The organism is Aeromonas sp. 601039 (assembly GCF_049174415.1).
GTDB lineage: Bacteria > Pseudomonadota > Gammaproteobacteria > Enterobacterales > Aeromonadaceae > Aeromonas > Aeromonas veronii_A.
The window spans coordinates 1-20,746 of record NZ_JAAKTL010000031.1; the positions used below are offsets into that span (position 1 = coordinate 1).

General features: G+C 55.1%; 33 protein-coding genes and 1 pseudogene. 4 read left to right on the top strand and 30 right to left on the bottom strand.

All coding sequences use genetic code 11. The features are described 5' to 3' along the window. Positions 1 to 189: 189 nt before the first annotated feature. Positions 190 to 300: pseudogene (locus G5195_RS18565) on the top strand (gamma carbonic anhydrase family protein); the annotation flags it as partial. Between the two features lie 222 nt (positions 301 to 522). On the opposite strand, the gene rplQ reads toward G5195_RS18565, so the two are convergent. The 28 genes from rplQ to rpsJ all read right to left on the bottom strand — a co-directional run bounded on the left by rplQ (position 523) and on the right by rpsJ (position 14,147). Next, positions 523 to 906: a 50S ribosomal protein L17 gene (gene rplQ / locus G5195_RS18570; protein ID WP_005307999.1), complete on the bottom strand. Its 384-nt coding sequence runs from the start codon at positions 904 to 906 to the stop codon at positions 523 to 525. A gap of 43 nt (positions 907 to 949) precedes the next feature. Further along, positions 950 to 1,939, bottom strand: coding sequence for a DNA-directed RNA polymerase subunit alpha (locus G5195_RS18575; protein ID WP_005307997.1), 990 nt, complete (start codon positions 1,937 to 1,939; stop codon positions 950 to 952). A 25-nt stretch (positions 1,940 to 1,964) separates the two neighbouring features. Continuing rightward, positions 1,965 to 2,585, bottom strand: coding sequence for a 30S ribosomal protein S4 (gene rpsD, locus G5195_RS18580; RefSeq protein WP_005342696.1), 621 nt, complete (start codon positions 2,583 to 2,585; stop codon positions 1,965 to 1,967). 40 nt (positions 2,586 to 2,625) lie between these two features. Beyond that, complete coding sequence (rpsK, locus tag G5195_RS18585) at positions 2,626 to 3,015, bottom strand: 30S ribosomal protein S11 (RefSeq protein ID WP_005307993.1); 390 nt, start codon at positions 3,013 to 3,015, stop codon at positions 2,626 to 2,628. 14 nt (positions 3,016 to 3,029) lie between these two features. Then, positions 3,030 to 3,386 (bottom strand): 30S ribosomal protein S13, encoded by a 357-nt coding sequence (rpsM, locus tag G5195_RS18590; protein ID WP_005307991.1) that lies wholly within the window; start codon positions 3,384 to 3,386, stop codon positions 3,030 to 3,032. 139 nt (positions 3,387 to 3,525) lie between these two features. After that, complete coding sequence (gene rpmJ, locus G5195_RS18595) at positions 3,526 to 3,639, bottom strand: 50S ribosomal protein L36 (protein ID WP_005319705.1); 114 nt, start codon at positions 3,637 to 3,639, stop codon at positions 3,526 to 3,528. A gap of 27 nt (positions 3,640 to 3,666) precedes the next feature. Then, positions 3,667 to 4,995, bottom strand: a complete 1,329-nt coding sequence (gene secY, locus G5195_RS18600) for a preprotein translocase subunit SecY (RefSeq protein ID WP_005307989.1) — start codon at positions 4,993 to 4,995, stop codon at positions 3,667 to 3,669. Positions 4,996 to 5,003: 8 nt separating this feature from the next. Next, positions 5,004 to 5,441: a 50S ribosomal protein L15 gene (gene rplO, locus G5195_RS18605; RefSeq protein ID WP_005342691.1), complete on the bottom strand. Its 438-nt coding sequence runs from the start codon at positions 5,439 to 5,441 to the stop codon at positions 5,004 to 5,006. Positions 5,442 to 5,443: 2 nt separating this feature from the next. Continuing rightward, positions 5,444 to 5,623, bottom strand: coding sequence for a 50S ribosomal protein L30 (gene rpmD, locus G5195_RS18610; RefSeq protein WP_005307985.1), 180 nt, complete (start codon positions 5,621 to 5,623; stop codon positions 5,444 to 5,446). 6 nt (positions 5,624 to 5,629) lie between these two features. Next, the gene (gene rpsE / locus G5195_RS18615) at positions 5,630 to 6,130 is read right to left on the bottom strand and encodes a 30S ribosomal protein S5 (protein ID WP_005342686.1); all 501 of its coding nucleotides are present in this window, start codon (positions 6,128 to 6,130) and stop codon (positions 5,630 to 5,632) included. 14 nt (positions 6,131 to 6,144) lie between these two features. Continuing rightward, entirely contained in the window at positions 6,145 to 6,498 is a 354-nt protein-coding gene (rplR, locus tag G5195_RS18620) for a 50S ribosomal protein L18 (RefSeq protein ID WP_005340606.1), read from the bottom strand. Between the two features lie 9 nt (positions 6,499 to 6,507). Further along, positions 6,508 to 7,041: a 50S ribosomal protein L6 gene (rplF, locus tag G5195_RS18625; RefSeq protein WP_005340607.1), complete on the bottom strand. Its 534-nt coding sequence runs from the start codon at positions 7,039 to 7,041 to the stop codon at positions 6,508 to 6,510. A 13-nt stretch (positions 7,042 to 7,054) separates the two neighbouring features. Further along, a complete protein-coding gene (gene rpsH, locus G5195_RS18630) occupies positions 7,055 to 7,447 on the bottom strand; it encodes a 30S ribosomal protein S8 (RefSeq protein ID WP_005307980.1) in 393 nt (130 codons plus the stop codon). Positions 7,448 to 7,468: 21 nt separating this feature from the next. Continuing rightward, on the bottom strand, positions 7,469 to 7,774 hold the full coding sequence (gene rpsN / locus G5195_RS18635; protein ID WP_005340609.1) for a 30S ribosomal protein S14: 306 nt from the start codon (positions 7,772 to 7,774) through the stop codon (positions 7,469 to 7,471). Positions 7,775 to 7,784: 10 nt separating this feature from the next. Further along, positions 7,785 to 8,324: a 50S ribosomal protein L5 gene (gene rplE / locus G5195_RS18640; RefSeq protein WP_005331162.1), complete on the bottom strand. Its 540-nt coding sequence runs from the start codon at positions 8,322 to 8,324 to the stop codon at positions 7,785 to 7,787. A 13-nt stretch (positions 8,325 to 8,337) separates the two neighbouring features. Further along, positions 8,338 to 8,655, bottom strand: a complete 318-nt coding sequence (gene rplX / locus G5195_RS18645; RefSeq protein ID WP_005307977.1) for a 50S ribosomal protein L24 — start codon at positions 8,653 to 8,655, stop codon at positions 8,338 to 8,340. A gap of 11 nt (positions 8,656 to 8,666) precedes the next feature. Next, complete coding sequence (rplN, locus tag G5195_RS18650) at positions 8,667 to 9,035, bottom strand: 50S ribosomal protein L14 (protein WP_005307975.1); 369 nt, start codon at positions 9,033 to 9,035, stop codon at positions 8,667 to 8,669. Between the two features lie 147 nt (positions 9,036 to 9,182). Then, entirely contained in the window at positions 9,183 to 9,431 is a 249-nt protein-coding gene (gene rpsQ / locus G5195_RS18655; protein WP_005307966.1) for a 30S ribosomal protein S17, read from the bottom strand. Further along, positions 9,431 to 9,622: a 50S ribosomal protein L29 gene (rpmC, locus tag G5195_RS18660; RefSeq protein ID WP_005307965.1), complete on the bottom strand. Its 192-nt coding sequence runs from the start codon at positions 9,620 to 9,622 to the stop codon at positions 9,431 to 9,433. The genes rpsQ and rpmC overlap by 1 nt, the downstream gene beginning before the upstream one ends. Then, a complete protein-coding gene (rplP, locus tag G5195_RS18665) occupies positions 9,622 to 10,035 on the bottom strand; it encodes a 50S ribosomal protein L16 (protein WP_005340612.1) in 414 nt (137 codons plus the stop codon). Before rplP ends, rpmC begins: the two co-directional genes overlap by 1 nt. A 13-nt stretch (positions 10,036 to 10,048) precedes the next feature. Beyond that, positions 10,049 to 10,762 (bottom strand): 30S ribosomal protein S3, encoded by a 714-nt coding sequence (gene rpsC / locus G5195_RS18670; protein WP_005307962.1) that lies wholly within the window; start codon positions 10,760 to 10,762, stop codon positions 10,049 to 10,051. Positions 10,763 to 10,765: 3 nt separating this feature from the next. Continuing rightward, the gene (rplV, locus tag G5195_RS18675) at positions 10,766 to 11,110 is read right to left on the bottom strand and encodes a 50S ribosomal protein L22 (protein ID WP_005319741.1); all 345 of its coding nucleotides are present in this window, start codon (positions 11,108 to 11,110) and stop codon (positions 10,766 to 10,768) included. A 10-nt stretch (positions 11,111 to 11,120) separates the two neighbouring features. Further along, entirely contained in the window at positions 11,121 to 11,399 is a 279-nt protein-coding gene (gene rpsS / locus G5195_RS18680; protein WP_005307960.1) for a 30S ribosomal protein S19, read from the bottom strand. Between the two features lie 22 nt (positions 11,400 to 11,421). Continuing rightward, entirely contained in the window at positions 11,422 to 12,243 is an 822-nt protein-coding gene (gene rplB / locus G5195_RS18685) for a 50S ribosomal protein L2 (RefSeq protein ID WP_005340614.1), read from the bottom strand. Positions 12,244 to 12,258: 15 nt separating this feature from the next. After that, on the bottom strand, positions 12,259 to 12,561 hold the full coding sequence (gene rplW, locus G5195_RS18690; protein ID WP_005307955.1) for a 50S ribosomal protein L23: 303 nt from the start codon (positions 12,559 to 12,561) through the stop codon (positions 12,259 to 12,261). Further along, positions 12,558 to 13,163: a 50S ribosomal protein L4 gene (rplD, locus tag G5195_RS18695; RefSeq protein ID WP_005340616.1), complete on the bottom strand. Its 606-nt coding sequence runs from the start codon at positions 13,161 to 13,163 to the stop codon at positions 12,558 to 12,560. The genes rplW and rplD overlap by 4 nt, the downstream gene beginning before the upstream one ends. A 17-nt stretch (positions 13,164 to 13,180) precedes the next feature. Next, positions 13,181 to 13,813, bottom strand: a complete 633-nt coding sequence (gene rplC, locus G5195_RS18700; RefSeq protein ID WP_005340620.1) for a 50S ribosomal protein L3 — start codon at positions 13,811 to 13,813, stop codon at positions 13,181 to 13,183. A gap of 22 nt (positions 13,814 to 13,835) precedes the next feature. After that, positions 13,836 to 14,147: a 30S ribosomal protein S10 gene (gene rpsJ / locus G5195_RS18705; RefSeq protein WP_005307944.1), complete on the bottom strand. Its 312-nt coding sequence runs from the start codon at positions 14,145 to 14,147 to the stop codon at positions 13,836 to 13,838. A gap of 356 nt (positions 14,148 to 14,503) precedes the next feature. On the opposite strand from rpsJ, the gene G5195_RS18710 reads away from it, so the two are divergent. Further along, positions 14,504 to 15,418: a DMT family transporter gene (locus G5195_RS18710; protein WP_421221926.1), complete on the top strand. Its 915-nt coding sequence runs from the start codon at positions 14,504 to 14,506 to the stop codon at positions 15,416 to 15,418. Between the two features lie 37 nt (positions 15,419 to 15,455). On the opposite strand, the gene envZ is transcribed toward G5195_RS18710, so the two are convergent. Continuing rightward, positions 15,456 to 16,766, bottom strand: a complete 1,311-nt coding sequence (gene envZ, locus G5195_RS18715) for a two-component system sensor histidine kinase EnvZ (protein ID WP_421221928.1) — start codon at positions 16,764 to 16,766, stop codon at positions 15,456 to 15,458. Further along, on the bottom strand, positions 16,763 to 17,485 hold the full coding sequence (gene ompR, locus G5195_RS18720; RefSeq protein ID WP_005340625.1) for a two-component system response regulator OmpR: 723 nt from the start codon (positions 17,483 to 17,485) through the stop codon (positions 16,763 to 16,765). The genes envZ and ompR overlap by 4 nt, the downstream gene beginning before the upstream one ends. Before the next feature lie 249 nt (positions 17,486 to 17,734). Between ompR and greB the strand changes: the two genes are divergently transcribed. Together greB and G5195_RS18730 are read left to right on the top strand one after the other, a co-directional pair. Next, positions 17,735 to 18,208, top strand: coding sequence for a transcription elongation factor GreB (greB, locus tag G5195_RS18725; protein ID WP_005340627.1), 474 nt, complete (start codon positions 17,735 to 17,737; stop codon positions 18,206 to 18,208). Between the two features lie 201 nt (positions 18,209 to 18,409). Further along, positions 18,410 to 20,719 carry a Tex family protein gene (locus G5195_RS18730; protein ID WP_421236383.1) on the top strand — a complete coding sequence of 770 codons (2,310 nt, stop codon included), beginning with the start codon at positions 18,410 to 18,412 and terminating at the stop codon, positions 20,717 to 20,719. Positions 20,720 to 20,746 lie beyond the last annotated feature (27 nt).

Below are 20,746 nucleotides of genomic sequence, written 5' to 3' on the forward strand. Positions count from 1 at the left end.
GAGGTTACCGACTTGGCTTTCTGCGTTGCCGCTTGCCCTGTCGATGGAGGCGCATTATAGGGAACAGATTCTTTCTGACAACCCCTTATCGGCAATAAAATTGCAAAAAAGGGCACTTTTTTAGTTATTCATCTCCAATCACAGCTTTTATACAAACTTATCCACAGAAGCAGCCTGCAGATTGCTAGAATGGCCGAAAACAAGGAGGCCAAGATGGACTTGCGACTGAGACCCTACAAGGGAAAACGCCCGCAATTGGGCAAATGGGTATATGTAGGGCGATATCAGCTGGCTGACGATGTTCACGCCAAGTGATCCAACCATTAACCACTCAGCAGTGGTTTGGGAACAGCGCTTACTTCTATAGAAGAACATATAGGTGAATGATGAGTTGAGGCAGTTGAGGCAGTTGAGGCAGTTGAGGCAGTTGAGGCAGTTGAGGCAGTTGAGGCAGTTGAGGCAGTTGAGGCAGTATCAAAATCTCTTAAAAGAAAAGCCGGGACAAGCCCGGCTTTTTCTTTATCACTCAGCAGCTGCTTCAGCAGCGGCCGGGCGGTCTACCAGCTCAATATAAGCCATAGGGGCGTTGTCGCCAGCACGGAAACCGCATTTCAGAATGCGAGTATAACCGCCGGCGCGCTCCAGGTAGCGCGGGCCCAGTTCATTGAACAGCTTAGCCACGATCGCGTTATCGCGAGTGCGGGCAAATGCCAGACGACGATTAGCAACGCTATCAGTCTTGGCAAGGGTGATCAGCGGTTCAACTACACGACGCAGCTCTTTTGCCTTAGGCAGAGTCGTCTTGATGATCTCATGACGAACCAGGGAGCTGGCCATGTTGCGGAACATAGCCTGACGATGGCTGCTGTTCCGGTTCAGTTGACGACCACTCAAACGATGGCGCATGACCTTATCCTTCTAACTAAATCTGTGAAACCCGTAATCTGGATTACTCGTCAGCGATGCTGGCGGGCGGCCAGTTCTCAAGGCGCATGCCAAGAGACAGACCACGGGAGGCCAACACGTCCTTGATCTCAGTCAGGGACTTCTTACCGAGGTTAGGAGTTTTAAGCAACTCAACTTCGGTACGCTGTACCAGATCACCAATATAGTGGATAGCTTCTGCCTTCAGACAGTTCGCAGAACGAACTGTCAGCTCCAAATCATCGACAGGACGCAGCAGAATCGGATCAAACTCGGGTTTCTCTTCTTTCTTCTCGGGCACGCTGACATCGCGCAGATCCACGAAGGCTTCCAGTTGCTCAGCCAAGATAGTGGCAGAACGACGGATGGCTTCTTCAGGATCCAGAGTACCATTGGTCTCCATGTCGATAACCAGCTTGTCCAAGTCGGTACGCTGTTCCACACGTGCTGCCTCAACATTGTAGGCAATACGAACGATGGGGCTGAACGCAGAGTCCAGCAGCAGGCGACCAATAGGACGCTCTTCATCATCGTTGTGAACACGAGCAGAAGCAGGCACATAACCACGACCGCGCTGAACTTTCAGGCGCATGCTGATTTCAGCATTGGCACCAGTCAGGTGGCAGATTACGTGCTCCGGGTTTACGATCTCGACTTCATCACCGTGAGTGATATCACCTGCGGTAACGGGGCCTGTTCCAGACTTGGTCAGGGACAGAGTTACCTCGTCCTTGCCTTCCAGCTTCACAGCGATACCTTTCAGGTTGAGCAGGATTTCAAGAATGTCTTCCTGTACACCTTCTTTGCTGCTGTACTCATGCAGTACACCGTCAATTTCGACTTCAGTAACTGCACAACCGGGCATAGAAGACAGCAAAATACGACGCAGGGCGTTACCCAGCGTGTGACCAAAGCCACGCTCAAGTGGCTCAAGAGTCACTTTCGCATGAGTCGGGCTAACTTGCTCGATGTCAACTAGCCGCGGTTTAAGAAAATCTGTTACAGAACCCAGCATTGTGTCCTCTCTTTAGAAGCTAGCTTTACTTGGAGTAAAGCTCGACGATCAGCTGTTCGTTAATGTCGGCAGACAGGTCGGAACGCTCCGGCAGGCGCTTGAAGGCACCTTCCATTTTAGCGGCATCAACCTCTACCCAAGTCGGCTTCTCGCGCTGACCAGCAACCTCAAGGGCAGCTTTGATACGCGCTTGCTTCTTAGCCTTCTCACGAACGCAGATCACGTCCTCAGGGGAAACCTGGAAAGAAGGAATGTTCACAACGCGGCCGTTTACCATGATGGCCTTATGGCTCACCAGCTGACGAGATTCAGCGCGGGTAGCACCGAAGCCCATGCGGTATACGACGTTGTCCAGACGACCTTCCAGCAGCTGCAACAGGTTTTCACCGGTGTTACCCTTTTGACGGGCAGCGTCGCGGTAGTAGTTGCGGAACTGTTTTTCCAATACGCCGTAAATACGACGAACTTTTTGTTTCTCGCGCAGTTGTACACCGTAGTCGGACAGGCGGGGCTTACGAGCGCCGTGCTGACCAGGAGCGGTGTCAATCTTGCACTTAGAATCAATCGCGCGAACACCAGACTTCAGGAAGAGGTCTGTGCCCTCACGACGGCTAAGCTTAAGCTTAGGACCGATATATCTTGCCATCTTCTTTCTCCAACAATCCTAGACCAAGTAGCTACCAGCGTTACACGCGGCGCTTCTTGGGAGGACGACAACCGTTGTGCGGGATCGGAGTCACATCAGTAATGTTAGTGATGCGGAAACCAGCCGCGTTCAGGGCGCGGATGGAAGACTCACGACCGGGACCCGGACCTTTGACCATGACTTCCAGGTTCTTGACGCCATATTCTTTGGCCATCTCACCAGCGCGTTCAGCAGCTACCTGAGCAGCGAACGGGGTGGACTTACGAGAACCACGGAAACCGGAACCACCAGAAGTAGCCCAAGACAGAGCGTTGCCCTGACGGTCAGTAATGGTCACGATTGTGTTGTTGAAAGATGCATGAACGTGCGCAATACCGTCGCTCACTTGCTTTTTAACGCGCTTGCGAGCACGAGTCGGAGTTTTAGCCATTTTCTACCTTCCCGTTACTTCTTGATAGCCTTGCGCGGACCCTTACGGGTACGAGCGTTGGTCTTGGTACGTTGACCACGAACAGGCAGGCTACGACGGTGACGCAAACCACGGTAGCAGCCCAGATCCATCAAACGCTTGATGTTCATGGAAATCTGACGACGCAGGTCACCTTCAACGGTGAATTTACCTACTTGTTCACGCAGACTCTCGATCTGAGCTTCGTCCAGGTCTTTAATTTTCACATTCTCAGCGATACCGGCTGCGGCACAAATGGCCTTGGAGCGGGTACGACCGACGCCATAAATCGCAGTCAAAGCAATGACTGCATGCTTATGGTCAGGAATGTTAATGCCAGCGATACGGGCCACTATTCACTCCTACATATAGTAGATTACGACCACCACAAAGCCCGTGAGCGGATACGTGGCGGTCAACCAATACACAACAAAAGTTGGCTGGCTATATTAGCCAGCACAACTATTTGTTGCAAGTACTAACCGTAAAAAATTAGCCTTGGCGCTGTTTATGCTTTGGCTCGCTGCAAATCACACGCACCACACCGTGACGCTTGATGATTTTGCAGTTACGGCAGATTGCCTTAACGGAAGCACGAACTTTCATTGCTTAACTCCGTAACTACGCCGACCTTTAGCGGCCGTAGCCCTTCAGGTTGGCCTTCCTCAGGACGTCACCATATTGATGAGACATCATATGGGTTTGTACCTGAGCCATGAAGTCCATGATAACCACCACAATAATCAGCAGCGAAGTGCCACCGAAGTAGAACTGTACGTTCCAGGCAGTCATCAGGAACTGGGGTACCAGACAGATAAAGGTTATATAGAGCGCACCTGCCAATGTCAGGCGAGTCATAACCTTATCGATATAACGTGCTGTCTGCTCGCCCGGGCGGATCCCCGGGATAAAGGCTCCACTCTTCTTCAGGTTATCTGCTGTCTCGCGGGGGTTGAACACCAGCGCGGTATAGAAGAAACAGAAAAAGATAATGGCTGCTGCATACAGCATCTCGTAAAGCGGCTGACCCGGCTGCAGGACCATAGAGACCTGTTGCAGGATATCAGCGACTTTACCCTCACCCTGACCAAACCAGGAGGTAATGGTCCCCGGGAAGAGGATGATGCTGGATGCGAAAATCGCAGGAATCACACCAGCCATATTCACTTTCAACGGCAGGTGTGTGCTTTGCGCGGCAAATACCTGGCGGCCTTGTTGACGCTTGGCATAGTTAACGACAATACGCCGCTGACCACGCTCCACGAACACCACAAAGTAAGTCACTGCGAAAACAATCAAGCCCAGCAACAACAACAGCAGGATGTGCAATTCCCCTTGACGTGCCTGTTCGGCCGTAGCGCCAATGGCATGCGGCAGACCAGCAACGATACCTGTGAAAATAATCAACGAGATACCATTACCAATCCCACGCTCGGTAATCTGCTCACCCAACCACATCAAGAACATGGTACCGGTGACCAGACTCACAACCGCTGTGAAATAGAAGCCCAAACCCGGATGAGTCACGAGTCCTTGCATCATATTCGGCAGACCGGTTGCAATACCAATGGCCTGGAAAGTTCCCAAAACCAGCGTGCCCCAACGGGTATATTGGCTAATCTTGCGACGGCCGGATTCACCCTCTTTCTTGAGTTCAGCAAGAGCAGGATGAACCACTGTCAGCAGCTGGATAATGATCGACGCCGAAATGTACGGCATGATCCCCAACGCAAGAATAGAAGCACGCGATAGTGCACCACCACTGAACATGTTGAACATCTCAATGATGGTGCCCTTCTGTTGCTGGAACAACTCGGCCAGTACGGCGGCGTCAATACCAGGAATCGGCACATAAGAGCCTGCACGGAAAACGATAATCGCCCCGAGAACGAAGAGCAGACGGCTCTTCAGTTCACTCAGACCACCCTGTGCTTTAACATCCAATCCTGGTTTCTTAGCCATTGTACTGATTATTCCTCGATTTTACCGCCAGCGGCCTCGATGGCTGCACGTGCACCTTTGGTGACGGACAGACCACGAACGGTCACAGCACGGTCAATGTTGCCAGACAGAACAACTTTAGCGAACACGATGTTCTTGGTCAGAACGCCGGCTTGCTTCAGAGTGCTCACGTCGACTACATCACCTTCTACCAGGGCGATTTCGTTCAGGCGCACTTCGGCAGATACCAAAGATTTGCGAGAGAAGAAACCGAACTTCGGCAGACGGATTTTCAAAGGCATCTGGCCGCCTTCGAAACCGTTGCGGACTTTACCGCCACCGGAACGAGAGGTTTGACCTTTAACACCACGACCACCGGTCTTGCCCAGACCAGAACCGATACCACGGCCCGGACGGTGCTTAACGCGCTTGGAACCAGCGGCCGGAGACAGAGTATTCAGACGCATGCTTAGCCCTCCACCTTAACCATGTAATAAACCTGGTTGATCATACCGCGTACGCAAGGAGTATCTTCCAGCTCAACGGTGTGACCAATGCGACGCAGACCCAGACCACGCAGAGTCGCCTTGTGCTTTGGCAGACGGCCGATAGAGCTGCGAGTTTGAGTTACTTTTACAGTGTTAGCCATGTCGCATTACCCCAGAATTTCTTCAACGCGCAGACCACGCTTGGCAGCGATCTGTTCCGGTGACTGACCGTGAACCAGAGCGTCTACAGTTGCGCGAACAACGTTGATTGGGTTGGTGGAACCGTAGGTCTTAGCCAGCACGTTGTGGATACCAGCAACTTCCAGAACGGCACGCATGGCGCCGCCTGCGATGATACCAGTACCTTGAGAGGCCGGCTTCATGAACACGGTGGAACCGGAGTGAACACCTTTCACCGGGTGGTGCAGGGTGCCGTTGTTCAGTTCAACCTTGTTCAGGTTACGCTTGGCCTGTTCCATTGCTTTTTGAATAGCAGCCGGAACTTCACGGGCTTTACCGTAACCGTAACCTACACGGCCGTTACCATCACCCACCACGGTCAACGCGGTGAAGGACATGATACGACCACCTTTAACAGTTTTCGAAACACGGTTTACTGCAATGAGCTTTTCTTGCAGTTCGCCGGCTTGAGATTCGACTTTAGCCATCTTCGACTCCTAGCTTAGAACTGAAGACCAGCGTCACGTGCGGCAGCTGCCAGGGCAGCGATGCGACCGTGATACTTGAAACCGGAACGATCGAAAGATACGTTCTGAACGCCTTTGGCAATAGCACGCTCAGCGATAGCTTTACCTACAGCGGTAGCCGCATCTGCGTTACCGGTGTATTTCAGAGCTTCACTGATGGCTTTCTCTACTGTGGAAGCAGAGGCCAGAACTTCGGAACCGTTGGCTGCAATAACCTGCGCATAGATATGACGCGGGGTACGGTGAACAACCAGACGGGTAGCTCCCAGTTCCTGCATCTTTTTCCGAGCACGAGTAGCACGACGGAGACGAGCTGCTTTCTTGTCCATAGTGTTACCTTACTTCTTCTTAGCTTCTTTAGTACGCACTTGCTCGTTGGCATAGCGTACACCCTTGCCCTTGTAGGGCTCCGGAGCGCGGTAAGCACGGATATCGGCGGCGACTTGGCCAACCAGCTGCTTGTCGACACCACGCAGAACGATTTCTGTGGCAGTCGGGCACTCAGCGGTCACACCAGCCGGCAGCGCATGCTCTACCGGGTGAGAGAAGCCCAGAGCCAGCGCAACAGCATTGCCCTTGATGGAGGCTTTATAACCTACACCAACCAGCTGCAGCTTGCGCTCGAAGCCTTGGGTAACACCGATTACCATGTTGTTGACCAATGCACGGGCAGTACCGGCCTGAGCGTCAGCACCAGCGATGCTGCCGCGCGGGGCGAACTTCAGTACATTGTCTTCTTTGGTCACTTCTACACCGGCGTGAATAGAGCGAACCAGAGAACCTTTACCACCTTTGATGGTCAGTTCCTGGCCGTTCAGAGTCACCTCTACGCCAGCAGGAATAGTGACGGGTGCCTTAGCAACACGAGACATTTCCTACCTCCTATTAAGCGACGTAGCAGATGATCTCACCGCCCATGCTTGCTTTGCGAGCAGCACGGTCAGTCATCACACCTTTAGACGTGGACACGATAGCAACACCGAGACCGCCCATAACTTTCGGCAGATCAGTAGTGCGCTTGTAAATACGCAGGCCTGGACGGCTTACGCGTTGGATCAGTTCTACAACTGGCTTGCCCTGGAAATATTTCAGTTCAATTTCCAGTTCCGGCTTCACGTCACCAGCTACGGAGTAGCCAGCGATGTAACCTTCTTCTTTCAGCACTTTGGCGATAGCCACTTTCAGCTTGGAAGAAGGCATGGAAACCGCAACTTTGCTCGCCGCCTGACCGTTACGGATGCGGGTCAGCATATCCGCGATCGGATCTTGCATGCTCATAAGTCTAACTCCCGAGATTCGTTACCAAGAAGCCTTCTTCAGGCCCGGAATTTCGCCCTTCATGGCATGCTCACGCACCTTGATGCGAGACAGGCCAAACTTGCGCAGGAAACCGTGCGGACGACCAGTAATATTGCAACGGTTACGCTGGCGGGACGGACTGGAATCACGGGGCAGCTGTTGCAGTTGCAGTACAGCATCCCAACGCGCTTCTTCAGAAGCGTTCATGTCAACGATGATAGCTTTCAGCTCGGCACGCTTGGTCGCGTACTTGGCTACCAGCTTGGCACGCTTTGCTTCGCGCGCTTTCATGGATGTTTTAGCCATAACCCTAACCTTACTTGCGGAATGGGAAGTTAAAGGCAGCCAGCAGAGCACGGCCTTCTTCATCGGTATTCGCGGAAGTGGTGATGGTGATATCCAGACCACGGACGCGATCGACTTTGTCATAGTCGATTTCCGGGAAGATGATCTGCTCACGCACGCCCATGGAGTAGTTACCACGACCGTCGAACGCTTTAGCGTTCAGGCCACGGAAGTCACGGATACGCGGTACGGAGATGCAGATCAGCCGTTCCAGGAACTCCCACATACGCTCGCCACGCAGGGTTACTTTACAACCTATCGGGTAGCCTTCACGAATCTTGAAGCCCGCAACAGATTTGCGAGCTTTGGTGATCAGCGGCTTCTGACCGGAAATGGCAGCCATATCGGCAGCAGCATTTTCCAGCAATTTCTTGTCAGAGATCGCTTCACCAACACCCATGTTCAGGGTGATTTTCTCGATCCGAGGGACTTGCATGATAGTCTTGTAACCGAACTGCTTGGACAGTTCATTTACTACATCGGATTTGTAGTAATCATGCAGTTTCGCCATCGTTAAACTCCAATTACTTCACAAGTTCGCCGGTGGATTTGAAGAAACGGACTTTTTTGCCGTCTTCAATCCGGAAACCAACGCGGTCAGCTTTGCCAGTGGCAGAGTTGAACAGCGCTACGTTTGATACATCGATGGGGGCTTCTTTGGTGACGATACCGCCAGCCTGACCCAGTGCGGGTACCGGCTTCTGGTGTTTCTTCACCTGGTTGATGCCTTCCACGATTACCTTACCTTTTGCAATCAGGACTTGAGTGACTTTGCCACGCTTGCCCTTGTCTTTGCCGGTAAGAACAATCACTTCGTCTTCGCGACGGATTTTAGCTGCCATCGTTCGACTCCTTACAGTACTTCGGGTGCCAGGGACACAATCTTCATGAACTTCTCATTACGCAGTTCACGGGTCACCGGGCCAAAAATACGAGTACCGATTGGCTGTTGGTTGTTGTTAAGCAACACAGCCGCATTGTTGTCGAAACGGATGACAGAGCCGTCCGGACGACGAACGCCTTTACGGGTGCGTACGACCACCGCGTTATACACATCACCTTTCTTCACTTTACCGCGAGGAATGGCTTCCTTGATGGAAACCTTGATGATGTCGCCGATGCCGGCGTAACGGCGGTGCGAGCCACCCAGAACCTTAATACACATTACACTGCGAGCGCCGGAGTTGTCGGCAACACCCAGCATACTTTGCATCTGGATCATCTTAGTGCTCCGCTTTGTTTACTTCTTATCCCTAATGGGATCTGGCTGCCTTCAAAAGGCGCGAAACTATAACACAGGATTTTCAGAAAAGGTAGCCTAAAAAACAAACGGCCCCTGAAAGGGGCCGCTTGGACTACAAAGTACCGATTAGGCCTTTTCTACAACGGCAACCAGGGTCCAGGACTTGGTCTTGGACAGCGGGCGGCATTCGCGGATTTCCACGAGGTCGCCAGCTTTGCACTCGTTGTTTTCGTCATGTACGTGCAGCTTGGTAGTGCGCTTGATGATCTTACCGTAGATCGGGTGCTTTACCTTGCGCTCGATAGCAACAGTGATGGACTTGTCCATCTTGTCGCTGATTACACGACCTTGCAGAGTACGGATCTTGTCAGTCATTACGCACCTGCCTTCTCAGTCAGTACAGTCTTGATACGTGCGACGTCACGACGCACTTGTTTCAGAGTGTGAGTCTGAGCCAGCTGGCCGGTGGACGCTTGCATGCGCATGTTGAATTGCTCACGCAGCAGGCCCAGCAGCTCCTGGTTCAGTTCTTCGACGCTCTTTTGACGCAGATCTTGGGCTTTCATCACATCACCGTCTTAATTACGAAAGTGGTCTGAACAGACAGCTTAGCTGCGGCCAGGGCAAACGCTTCACGCGCCAGAGCCTCAGGTACACCGTCCATCTCGTACAGAACCTTGCCAGGCTGGATCGGGCAAACCCAGTATTCCACGTTACCCTTACCTTTACCCATACGAACTTCGAGGGGCTTTTCGGTGATGGGCTTGTCCGGGAACACACGGATCCAGATCTTACCTTGACGCTTAACGTGACGGGTCATGGCACGACGGGCTGCTTCGATTTGACGAGCAGTCAGTTGACCACGGGATGTCGCCTTCAGGCCAAAGGTACCGAAGGATACTTCGTTACCAGAGGTGGCCAGACCGCGGTTACGACCCTTGTGGGTCTTGCGGAATTTAGTACGCTTAGGTTGCAACATTTACCGAATCTCCTTACTTAGCAGCGCGGCGCTTGTTGTCACGCTTGGGCTTTGCAGGAGCTTGCTCTTGAGCAGCGGCAGCGTTAACAGCAGCCAGACCGCCCAGAACTTCGCCCTTGAAGATCCAAACTTTAACGCCGATCACACCGTAAGTGGTGTGGGCTTCAGAAGTTGCGTAGTCGATGTCGGCACGCAGGGTGTGCAACGGCACACGACCTTCACGGTACCATTCGGTACGCGCGATTTCAGCGCCGCCCAGACGACCGGAAACTTCCACTTTGATGCCCTTGGCACCCAGGCGCATTGCGTTCTGTACGGCGCGCTTCATAGCACGACGGAACATTACACGACGCTCCAGCTGGGAAGTGATGCTGTCGGCAACGAGTTTGCCATCCAGCTCCGGCTTGCGGACTTCGGAAATGTTGATCTGAGCAGGCACGCCAGCAATAGTGGCTACAGCTTTGCGCAGCTTCTCAACGTCTTCGCCTTTCTTACCGATTACAACACCCGGACGAGCGGTGTGAATGGTCACACGGATGCTCTTGGCCGGACGCTCAATGGTGATCTTGGACAAGGACGCGTTTTTCAGTTCCTTGGTCAGGAACTGGCGTACTTGAAAATCGCTGTACAGGTTGTCAGCGAAGTCTTTGGTGTTCGCGAACCAGGTAGAATTCCAAGGCTTGGTAATACCCAGGCGAATGCCATTAGGATGTACTTTCTGACCCATTGCTTATCTCCCAGCCTTAGCGTCGGATACCACTACAGTGATGTGAGCGGTACGCTTGAGGATACGATCCGCACGACCTTTGGCACGCGGACGGATGCGCTTCATGGAGGGACCTTCGTCGACCATGATAGTAGCAACACGCAGCGCGTCGATATCGGCGCCTTCGTTGTGCTCAGCGTTTGCAATGGCAGATTCCAGCACTTTCTTAACCAGCACTGCAGCCTTTTTCGGGCTGAAGGTCAGGATATTCAGAGCCTTGTCTACGGACAGACCACGTACTTGATCGGCTACCAGACGAGCTTTCTGGGCAGAAGTACGGGCATAACGGTGTTTAGCGATAGCTTCCATCATTTATCCCTTAGCGCTTCTTAGCCTTCTTATCAGCAGCATGGCCGCGATAAGTACGAGTCGGTGCGAATTCACCCAGTTTGTGACCGATCATTTCTTCGGTAACGAAAACCGGAACGTGCTGACGACCATTATGGACAGCGATGGTCAAACCGATCATGTTCGGGATGATCATTGAACGACGGGACCAGGTTTTAACCGGCTTTTTATCCCCGCTTTCCACCGCTTTCTCTACCTTCTTCAGCAAGTGCAGGTCAATAAATGGACCCTTCTTGAGAGAACGTGGCATGGTGATTCCTCTATGTTAACAATTACTTGTTACGACGACGTACGATGTACTTGTCGGTACGCTTGTTCTTACGGGTCTTGAAGCCTTTAGCCTTCTGGCCCCATGGGGACACAGGCTGCATGCCCTTGTTACGACCCTCACCACCACCGTGCGGGTGGTCAACCGGGTTCATCGCCATACCGCGAACGGTCGGACGAATACCACGCCAGCGGTTTGCACCGGCTTTACCCAGTTGACGCAACATGTGCTCGGAGTTACCGACTTCACCGATGGTAGCGCGGCACTCGGCCAGAACTTTACGTACTTCGCCGGAACGCAGACGCAGAGTTACATAGTTACCTTCACGAGCCAGGATCTGGATGAAAGTACCAGCGGAACGAGCCAGCTGGGCACCTTTACCAGGCTTCATCTCTACAGCGTGAACGGTAGAACCAACCGGGATGTTGCGCATCGGCAGGGCGTTACCTACCTTGATGGCTGCATCAGCACCAGAAGCGATCGCGTCACCAGCTTTCAGGCCTTTCGGAGCCAGGATGTAACGACGCTCACCGTCTGCATACAACACCAGAGCGATGTTAGCGGTACGGTTCGGATCGTATTCCAGGCGCTCTACTTTAGCCGGGATACCGTCTTTGTCGCGCTTGAAGTCGACGATACGGTAGTGCTGCTTGTGACCACCACCGATATGACGGGTAGTGATACGGCCGTTGTTGTTACGACCACCGGACTTGCTTTTGCTGTCCAGCAGAGCGGCGAAGGGCTTGCCCTTGTACAGCTCTTGATTGACGATCTTGACGACGTGGCGGCGGCCCGGAGAAGTAGGCTTGCACTTAACGATTGCCATTTTTGAGAACTCCTCTTACTCGGCTGCGCCCATGAAGTCGATGTCCTGACCAGCTTTCAGGGTCACATAAGCCTTTTTCCAATCGGAACGACGGCCTACGCGTGCACCTGCGCGCTTGGTCTTACCCTTCATGTTCAGGGTACGGACGGTCTCAACTTCGACCTCGAACAGTTTCGCAACTGCAGCTTTGACTTCCGCCTTGGTAGCATCAACAGCAACTTTGAACACGATAGTGTTCTGCTTTTCTGCAACCATGGTGCTCTTTTCAGAGATGTGCGGAGCCTTCAGAACTTTCAGCAGACGCTCTTCACGGATCATGCCAGCATCTCCTCGATTTGCTTAACTGCGTCAGCAGTCATCAGAACCTTGTCGAAAGCGATCAGGCTGACCGGGTCGATACCGGCAACGTCACGCACGTCAACTTTGTACAGGTTGCGAGCAGCCAGGAACAGGTTCTCATCGACTTCAGCAGTCACGATCAGAACGTCAGTCAGTTCCATTTCTTTCAGCTTGGCGATCAGTTCTTTGGTCTTCGGAGCTTCGATGCCGAACTTCTCAACAACGATCAGGCGCTCTTGACGTACCAGCTCGGACAGAATGCTACGGATAGCGCCGCGGTACATCTTCTTGTTTACTTTCTGGCTGTGATCTTGCGGCTTAGCAGCAAAAGTCACACCACCGGAACGCCAGATGGGCGAACGGATGGAGCCAGCACGGGCACGACCAGTACCCTTCTGACGCCACGGCTTTTTGCCGCCACCAGACACTTCAGAGCGAGTCAGCTGCGCACGAGTACCCTGACGGGCACCAGCGGCATATGCAACGACGACCTGGTGAACCAGAGCTTCGTTGAATTCGCGCCCGAAGGTAGTCTCGGAAACTTCAAGAGCGCTCTTGGCGTCTTTCATTACCAATTCCATTACTATCTCCTCAGACGTTACGCTTTGACGGCAGGTTTGACGATCACGTTGCCGTTGGTTGCACCCGGTACTGCACCTTTGATGAGCAGCAGGTTGCGTTCAGCGTCAACACGAACCAGTTCCAGGTTCTGAGTCGTTACACGCTCAGCACCCATGTGACCAGCCATCTTTTTGCCCTTGAATACACGACCCGGAGTCTGGTTCTGACCGATAGAACCCGGAACGCGGTGAGACAAGGAGTTACCGTGGGTCATATCCTGGGTGCGGAAGTTGTGGCGCTTAACAGTACCAGCAAAGCCCTTACCTTTGGATGTGCCGGTAACGTCTACCAGCTTAACGTCAGCGAGAAGATCTACTTTCAGCTCGCTACCAACAGTGAAAGTTTCACCGTTGTTCAGGCGGAATTCCCACAGACCGCGACCGGCTTCTACACCAGCTTTGGCGAAGTGGCCAGCTTCCGGCTTGGTCACACGGCTGGCTTTCTTGGCGCCAGTGGTAACCTGAATAGCGTTGTAGCCGTCGGTTTCTACAGATTTGACCTGAGTTACACGGTTAGCTTCAACTTCGATAACAGTCACCGGGATAGAAACGCCATCTTCAGTGAAGATGCGAGTCATACCCACTTTGCGACCTACAAGACCGATTGTCATTGTTATCAACCTCTTTCCGTAATTAACCCAGGCTGATCTGGACGTCTACACCAGCTGCCAGATCCAGACGCATCAGGGCGTCTACGGTCTTGTCAGTCGGCTCAACGATGTCTACCAGACGCTTGTGAGTGCGGATCTCGTACTGATCACGCGCATCTTTGTTGACGTGCGGGGAGATCAGGACGGTGAAGCGCTCTTTGCGAGTCGGCAGCGGAATAGGACCGCGAACCTGCGCGCCAGTGCGCTTAGCAGTTTCAACGATTTCCGCAGTGGATTGATCAATCAGGCGATGATCAAAAGCCTTCAGGCGGATACGGATTCTTTGGTTCTGCATTGACAGAGCTCCAATAGATAAAAGAACATAAATCAACACCGCCCGACCGAGATTTCTCCCGCCAGAGGTGTGATTTTTCACGTTTCCCCCCATATCGGGAGGACTGTATGGCTGGCTCCTGTAAACAGGAAACTCAGCAGCAGACATATCGTCTGGCTTACCTCATGGGTAAGCGGAGGGGATTATACGGATTTTTCAAATTTGCGCAAGGGCGAGCGAACAGATTATGCGCAGTTTTATGTGACAGATGGATCTCGCCTGCGGCAACGCACTCTGCTGCCAACCCCCAGGTAACGACAATGTTACAAGCAGACTGGTAGACTGTGTGCTTGCCTCTGTCAGTGGAACAACATCCCATGCTCAAAGATCAAAAGAAAGCCTATCAGTATGGCCTTTGCGCCGTTGCCCTCTGGTCGACGGTCGCCACAGCCTTCAAAATCTCCCTCGCCTATTTCGAACCTGTGCAACTGTTGCTTGTGGCCGCCTTCACCTCGACTCTCACGCTGACAGCCGTCGTCGCCAAACAGGGCAAATTGCCGCTGCTGAGGAGCTACATCAAGGCCCGCCCTTTCTACTACCTGACTCTGGGCGTGCTGAATCCCTTTCTCTATTACCTGTTGCTGTTCAAAGCCTATGATCTGCTGCCTGCCCAGCAGGCACAGACCCTCAACTACACCTGGGCCATTACCCTCAGTCTGCTGGCCGTCCCCTTCCTCGGCCAGAAGCTGCGTCGGCGTGATGGCGTCGCTATCGTGCTGGGGTATTTTGGCGCGCTGGTGATCGCCACCAGAGGGGATGTATTCGGCCTCCAGTTCGACAGCCCCCTCGGCGTGACGCTGGCGCTGGTCTCGACCCTCATCTGGGCCAGCTACTGGATCCTCAACACCCGCAATCAGGGCGATCCCATTGTCAGCCTGTTGATCGGCTTTATGATCAGCCTGCCTTTTATCGTCGTGGCGACCTGGTTGCTCTCCGATTTTGCCATGACCGCCTGGCAGGGATGGGCTGGTGCCATCTATGTGGGACTGTTCGAAATGGGCTTCGGTTTCGTGCTCTGGCTGATGGCGCTGCGCCATGCCACCAACACGGCCCCCATCAGCAACCTCATCTTTATCTCGCCGTTTGCCTCACTGGTGCTGCTCAACCTGTTGATCGGCGAAGCCATCCATCCAGCCACCCCCATCGGGTTAGCGCTCATCGTTGCCGCCCTGTTGATCCAGCAGCTCAAGTACGGCAAACGCTATCGTGCATCAGTCGAAACAAAGAGCTGACCATGCAGAAGGGCGTATCCACGGATACGCCCTTCTCTCAATCCATCCACTCCTGTGGCTGATGTTTCGGCAGCCGCATCTCGACCAGCAGGCCGCCGAGATCCGAACTTCCCAACCGGATAGTGCCGTGGTGCTGGGCGACTATCTTGGCCACGATGGCCAACCCCAAGCCACTGCCGCCAACGGTCCGCGCCACATTACCCTGAGTAAACGGCTTGAGCACCCGGGAGTAGTCCTGCTCCGGAATGCCGGGACCATCATCGGAAAGGCGCAGGCGCACCCAGTGCCCATCGTCCTTGAGCTCGGCATGCAAGCGGCTCGCCCCATAACGCAGTGAGTTGCTTGAGAGGTTGTTCAACACCCGCCGGATGCTGACCGGATTGCAGGCCACCCGCACCGCCTCTTGCGGCAGCGCCAGATCGACCTCCAGCCCCTGCTCCGAGTAGATCAGCAGGGTATCATGCACCAACTGGGTCAGATCGACAGGTACCGGAGCCTGCCCCTCATCCGGACGGATGTAGTCGATGAACTGATCGATGATGGCATTGGACTCATCAATGTCGGCGTTGATGCTCTCCTTGAGATATTCGTCACCGGAGGACATCATTTCGGTAGCCAAACGGATGCGAGTCAGCGGAGTACGCAGGTCGTGGGAAACCCCCGCCATCATCAGGTTACGCTCTTCGATTAGGCTCTTGATGGAGTGCGACATATGGTTGAAGGTGCGAGTCAGACGGCGTACCTCTCGTGACCCCTGCTCCCCCAGTGCCTCCGGGAAATGGCCTCTGGCCACTGCAACCGCGCCAGCCTCGAGATCCTCGAGCGGGCGCACCAGCTGGCGGGCAAAGCGCCAGGCCGCAAACAGGGTGATCACCAACAGTACACTTAGATAGATGATGAGGGGTTCAATATCGTCATCTTCAATCTCGGTCAGCGGGATCCGTACCCAGATTTTGCTGGCCTGCGGTGGCTGGATCCAGATGATGTAGTGATCCTGGATCTCGACCCGCACCTTGGCCGGACCGCCCAGTTCGCGGCTGATGTTCTCCTCCAGATAGGGGTACGGCTTGGCATCGTTGAAGCCATGCTGCACCGCCTCTCTCTGGGTATAGATGTCGGTACCGGTCGTCACATAGACCAGCGCCTCGGCATCTTCGCTCAGCGCCAGTTGTTCAGTGTTGACCGGAAAGATCAGCTTGACCTGATTGGCCAGCAAGTGACTGATCTGCTTGACGGTTGGCGCCAGCAGATAGTTATAGAAGGTGACGTAGGAGACAGCTTGATAGACCACCAGAACGGCGGCCAGAAACCAGAGCATGCGGGAAAACATGCTGCCGACCTTTTTCATGCACCGTCACCATCTGGCACGAACACATACCCCAGACCCCAGACAGTCTGCAGGTAGCGGGGCTGGGCCGGATCCTGTTCCAGCAGGCGGCGCAGGCGGGAAACCTGCACGTCGATGCTGCGCTCGGTGGCGGTGTATTCACGGCCACGGGCCAGATTCATCAGCTTGTCGCGGGAGAGCGGCTCGCGCGGATGGCTGACCAGCACTTTGAGCACCGCAAATTCACCACTGGTGAGCGCCATCGGCTCGCCATCCCGACTCAGCTCGCGGGTCGCCAGATTGAGTTGAAAAGCTCCGAAGTTGACCACCTTTTCTGCAGCAGAGGGAGCCCCCGGCAGCTCGACGGTATGGCGGCGCAGCACGGCACGGATCCGCGCCAGCAGTTCGCGTGGGTTAAACGGCTTGGGCAGATAGTCATCAGCCCCCATCTCGAGCCCGACGATGCGATCCACTTCATCCCCTTTGGCGGTGAGCATCAGCACCGGGATCTGGTTGCCAGCCTCGCGCAGACGGCGGCAGATGGAGAGCCCATCCTCCCCCGGCAGCATCAGGTCGAGCACCATCAGGCTGAAGTTTTCACGAGTCAGCAAGCGATCGGCCTGCTCGCCATTGGCCACGCCGCGCACTACGAATCCCTGCTCGGTGAGATAGCGTTCCAACAGGGAACGTAATTTCAGGTCATCGTCCACGACTAGGACCTTGTATTGCTGCTGACTCATTGCTTTGCCTCTTCATTCTTTAGCTGCCCCCAATACTAGGGGGCGATATAGCGGGAGCAAAGCACAAATATGTTACCGGTTATTACCCATCCCGAGAGCGTGACGGCCATCAAGTCACCGCGCTGGCCATCCACTCCCTGAATGGCGCCAGCCGAGCCATCACGATTTCCCTCGACAGCAAGAGGACAAAAGCTAATATTCCCGAGCAGTTAGCGATGAATACCCCTCTTTGACCAGGTCCGCATCACCATGAAGACAAAGCTGATCACCCGCGAAGGCTACAACAAGCTGAAAGAAGAGCTCGATTTCCTCTGGCGTCAGGAGCGCCCCGAGGTCACCAGGAAGGTGGCATGGGCCGCCAGCCTGGGGGATCGCAGCGAAAATGCCGACTACCAGTACAACAAGAAGCGGCTGCGGGAGATAGACCGGCGGGTGCGCTACCTGCGCAAATGCCTCGAAGAGCTGGGGATCGTCGACTATGCCCCCGCGCAGGAGGGCAAGGTCTTCTTCGGCGCCTGGGTCGAGGTGGAAAACGATGAGGGCGAGACCAAGCGCTTTCGCATCGTCGGCTATGACGAGATCTTCGAGCGCAAGGATTACATCTCCATCGACTCCCCCATGGCCCGCGCCCTGCTCAAGAAAGAGGTCGGTGATGAAGCCATCGTCCGTACGCCAGTTGGTGACGTCTGCTGGTATATCAACGAGATCAGCTACCCCAAATAGCCGGACTACTGGTGAGCTGCTTGCCACAGGCACATCCTGAGTCACAGGTGCAATGGCAAGATATGCGCTCTCCCCTGCGACTTATCAGTCTGACGGGTGCAGACCCCGGCGCAGGGTGGCATCCCGCAACACGACCCCATATAGTGCTCACACTTGGCGCCTGATGGCGCGGACTCGACCACAGAGGCCCTCAACAACATCATGATGCAAACCATAGAGAGACAGATTGCCGGTGAGCTCAATGCTCGCCCGGAGCAGGTGCAGGCCGCAGTGCGCCTGCTGGATGAAGGCTCGACCGTGCCCTTTATCGCCCGTTACCGTAAAGAGGTGACCGGCGGTCTGGACGATAGCCAGTTGCGCACCCTAGAGAGCCGCCTCGGCTATCTGCGTGAACTGGAAGATCGCCGTCAGGTGATCATTCGCTCCATCGAAGAGCAGGGCAAGCTGACCCCCGAGCTGATGCGCGAATTGAATGGTGCCGACAGCAAGACCCGGCTGGAAGATCTCTACCTCCCCTACAAGCCCAAACGCCGCACCAAGGGGCAGATGGCGATCGAAGCCGGGTTGGAGCCGCTGGCCAACCTGCTGCTCAGCGACCCGATGCAGGATCCCGAGCAAGCTGCAGCCACCTTTCTCAATCCCGAACAGGGCATTGCCGACAGCAAGGCTGCCCTCGACGGCGCCCGCTATATTCTGATGGAGCGCTTCGCCGAGCAGGCCGACCTGCTGGAGAAGCTGCGCGACTACCTGTGGCAAAATGCCACCCTGCGCGCCCGCGTGGTGGCAGGCAAGGAGCAGGAAGGGGCCAAGTTCAAGGACTATTTCGAACACGACGAACCCCTGCACAAGGCCCCCTCCCACCGGGTGCTGGCCATGCTGCGCGGCCGCAATGAGGGGATCCTCAATCTGGCGCTGGTCACCGGTGACGACGAGAGTGCCAGCCCCTGCGAAGGGATCATTGCCCACCACCTCAAGCTCAATCTGCAGAACCGCCCGGCCGACAAATGGCTGCAGGGGGTAGTGAGCTGGACCTGGAAGATCAAGTTGTCGCTTCAAATGGAGACCGAGCTGATCGGTCGCATCCGCGAGTCGGCAGAGGAGGAGGCGATCAAGGTGTTCGCCATGAACCTCAAGGATCTGCTGATGGCGGCCCCAGCGGGCATGCGCTGCACCATGGGGCTGGATCCGGGCATCCGCACCGGGGTCAAGGTTGCCGTGGTGGATGCCACCGGCAAACTGGTCGATCACGCCACCATCTATCCGTTCGAACCAAAACGCCAGATTGATCAGAGCCTCAAGACCCTGAGCGAGCTGTGCCAGAAACACAAGGTCGAGCTCATCAGCATCGGCAACGGTACCGCTTCGCGGGAGACCGACCGCCTGGTCAGCGACCTGTTCGAGCGCTACCCCGCCGCCAAGGCGCAGAAGATAGTGGTGAGCGAAGCGGGGGCCTCGGTCTACTCCGCCTCCGAGCTCGCCTCTCAGGAGTTCCCGGATCTCGACGTCTCGATCCGTGGCGCCGTCTCCATCGCCCGCCGCCTGCAAGACCCGCTGGCCGAGCTGGTCAAAATCGACCCCAAGAGCATCGGGGTGGGCCAGTATCAACACGACGTCGGCCAGAGCCAGCTGGCCCGCCGGCTGGATGCCGTGGTCGAGGATTGCGTGAACGCGGTCGGTGTGGATGTGAACACCGCCTCGGTCGCCCTGCTCAACCGGGTTTCCGGCCTATCCCAGACGTTGGCCCAGAACATCGTCGCCTACCGTGATGAGCACGGCGCCTTCAAGAGCCGTCAGCAATTGCTGAAAGTGAGCCGACTCGGCCCCAAAGCCTTCGAACAGTGCGCCGGCTTCCTGCGCATTCGCGGCGGCAGCAATCCCCTCGACAGCTCGGCGGTACATCCGGAATCCTATCCGGTGGTGGAGCGGATCCTCGCCAAGCTGGAGCAGACAGTTGAGAGCCTGCTCGGCAACAGCAGCCTGCTGCGCAGCCTGAAACCGGCCGATTACACCGATGAGCAATTTGGCGTACCTACCATCACCGACATCATCGGCGAACTGGACAAGCCGGGCCGCGACCCGCGCCCCGAGTTCAAAACCGCGACCTTCAAGGAAGGGGTGGAGCAGATCAGCGACCTGATGCCAGAGATGGTACTGGAAGGGGTGGTCACCAACGTCACCAACTTCGGCGCCTTCGTCGATATCGGTGTTCATCAGGACGGTCTGGTGCACATCTCCTCCCTGACCGACCGTTTCGTCAAGGATCCCCGTGAGGTGGTCAAGGCGGGCGACATTGTGCGGGTCAAGGTGCTGGAAGTGGACGCCCCGCGCAAGCGGATCAGCCTCACCATGCGCCTCGACGAGAAAGCGGGGCAAGCTTCCCGCAAGCCGGCTGAAGCGCGCAACAGCAGTGCCGGCAACACCAAGCCAAGAAATGAGCCGCGGCAAAGCGCCCCTATGGGTGGCGCCATGGGCAACGCCTTCGCGACGGCGCTCTCCAAAGCGAAAAAGTAACGAAACCGTCCGGAACGCCTCTGAATG

Bases quoted from the DNA above. Each gene is read 5' to 3' on its own strand.
- rplQ (WP_005307999.1), bottom strand. From the start codon at position 906: ATGCGCCATCGTTTGAGTGGTCGTCAACTGAACCGGAACAGCAGCCAT.
- G5195_RS18575 (WP_005307997.1), bottom strand. From the start codon at position 1,939: ATGCTGGGTTCTGTAACAGATTTTCTTAAACCGCGGCTAGTTGACATC.
- rpsD (WP_005342696.1), bottom strand. From the start codon at position 2,585: ATGGCAAGATATATCGGTCCTAAGCTTAAGCTTAGCCGTCGTGAGGGC.
- rpsK (WP_005307993.1), bottom strand. From the start codon at position 3,015: ATGGCTAAAACTCCGACTCGTGCTCGCAAGCGCGTTAAAAAGCAAGTG.
- rpmJ (WP_005319705.1), bottom strand. From the start codon at position 3,639: ATGAAAGTTCGTGCTTCCGTTAAGGCAATCTGCCGTAACTGCAAAATC.
- secY (WP_005307989.1), bottom strand. From the start codon at position 4,995: ATGGCTAAGAAACCAGGATTGGATGTTAAAGCACAGGGTGGTCTGAGT.
- rplO (WP_005342691.1), bottom strand. From the start codon at position 5,441: ATGCGTCTGAATACTCTGTCTCCGGCCGCTGGTTCCAAGCGCGTTAAG.
- rpmD (WP_005307985.1), bottom strand. From the start codon at position 5,623: ATGGCTAACACTGTAAAAGTAACTCAAACTCGCAGCTCTATCGGCCGT.
- rpsE (WP_005342686.1), bottom strand. From the start codon at position 6,130: ATGGCTAAAGTCGAATCTCAAGCCGGCGAACTGCAAGAAAAGCTCATT.
- rplR (WP_005340606.1), bottom strand. From the start codon at position 6,498: ATGGACAAGAAAGCAGCTCGTCTCCGTCGTGCTACTCGTGCTCGGAAA.
- rplF (WP_005340607.1), bottom strand. From the start codon at position 7,041: ATGTCTCGTGTTGCTAAGGCACCCGTCACTATTCCTGCTGGCGTAGAG.
- rpsH (WP_005307980.1), bottom strand. From the start codon at position 7,447: ATGAGCATGCAAGATCCGATCGCGGATATGCTGACCCGCATCCGTAAC.
- rpsN (WP_005340609.1), bottom strand. From the start codon at position 7,774: ATGGCTAAAACATCCATGAAAGCGCGCGAAGCAAAGCGTGCCAAGCTG.
- rplE (WP_005331162.1), bottom strand. From the start codon at position 8,324: ATGGCGAAACTGCATGATTACTACAAATCCGATGTAGTAAATGAACTG.
- rplX (WP_005307977.1), bottom strand. From the start codon at position 8,655: ATGGCAGCTAAAATCCGTCGCGAAGACGAAGTGATTGTTCTTACCGGC.
- rplN (WP_005307975.1), bottom strand. From the start codon at position 9,035: ATGATCCAGATGCAAAGTATGCTGGGTGTTGCCGACAACTCCGGCGCT.
- rpsQ (WP_005307966.1), bottom strand. From the start codon at position 9,431: ATGACTGACAAGATCCGTACTCTGCAAGGTCGTGTAATCAGCGACAAG.
- rpmC (WP_005307965.1), bottom strand. From the start codon at position 9,622: ATGAAAGCCCAAGATCTGCGTCAAAAGAGCGTCGAAGAACTGAACCAG.
- rplP (WP_005340612.1), bottom strand. From the start codon at position 10,035: ATGTTGCAACCTAAGCGTACTAAATTCCGCAAGACCCACAAGGGTCGT.
- rpsC (WP_005307962.1), bottom strand. From the start codon at position 10,762: ATGGGTCAGAAAGTACATCCTAATGGCATTCGCCTGGGTATTACCAAG.
- rplV (WP_005319741.1), bottom strand. From the start codon at position 11,110: ATGGAAGCTATCGCTAAACACCGTTATGCCCGTACTTCTGCCCAGAAA.
- rpsS (WP_005307960.1), bottom strand. From the start codon at position 11,399: ATGCCACGTTCTCTCAAGAAGGGTCCATTTATTGACCTGCACTTGCTG.
- rplB (WP_005340614.1), bottom strand. From the start codon at position 12,243: ATGGCAATCGTTAAGTGCAAGCCTACTTCTCCGGGCCGCCGCCACGTC.
- rplW (WP_005307955.1), bottom strand. From the start codon at position 12,561: ATGATCCGTGAAGAGCGTCTGCTGAAAGTTCTGAAGGCTCCGCACATC.
- rplD (WP_005340616.1), bottom strand. From the start codon at position 13,163: ATGGAATTGGTAATGAAAGACGCCAAGAGCGCTCTTGAAGTTTCCGAG.
- rplC (WP_005340620.1), bottom strand. From the start codon at position 13,813: ATGACAATCGGTCTTGTAGGTCGCAAAGTGGGTATGACTCGCATCTTC.
- rpsJ (WP_005307944.1), bottom strand. From the start codon at position 14,147: ATGCAGAACCAAAGAATCCGTATCCGCCTGAAGGCTTTTGATCATCGC.
- G5195_RS18710 (WP_421221926.1), top strand. From the start codon at position 14,504: ATGCTCAAAGATCAAAAGAAAGCCTATCAGTATGGCCTTTGCGCCGTT.
- envZ (WP_421221928.1), bottom strand. From the start codon at position 16,766: ATGAAAAAGGTCGGCAGCATGTTTTCCCGCATGCTCTGGTTTCTGGCC.
- ompR (WP_005340625.1), bottom strand. From the start codon at position 17,485: ATGAGTCAGCAGCAATACAAGGTCCTAGTCGTGGACGATGACCTGAAA.
- greB (WP_005340627.1), top strand. From the start codon at position 17,735: ATGAAGACAAAGCTGATCACCCGCGAAGGCTACAACAAGCTGAAAGAA.
- G5195_RS18730 (WP_421236383.1), top strand. From the start codon at position 18,410: ATGATGCAAACCATAGAGAGACAGATTGCCGGTGAGCTCAATGCTCGC.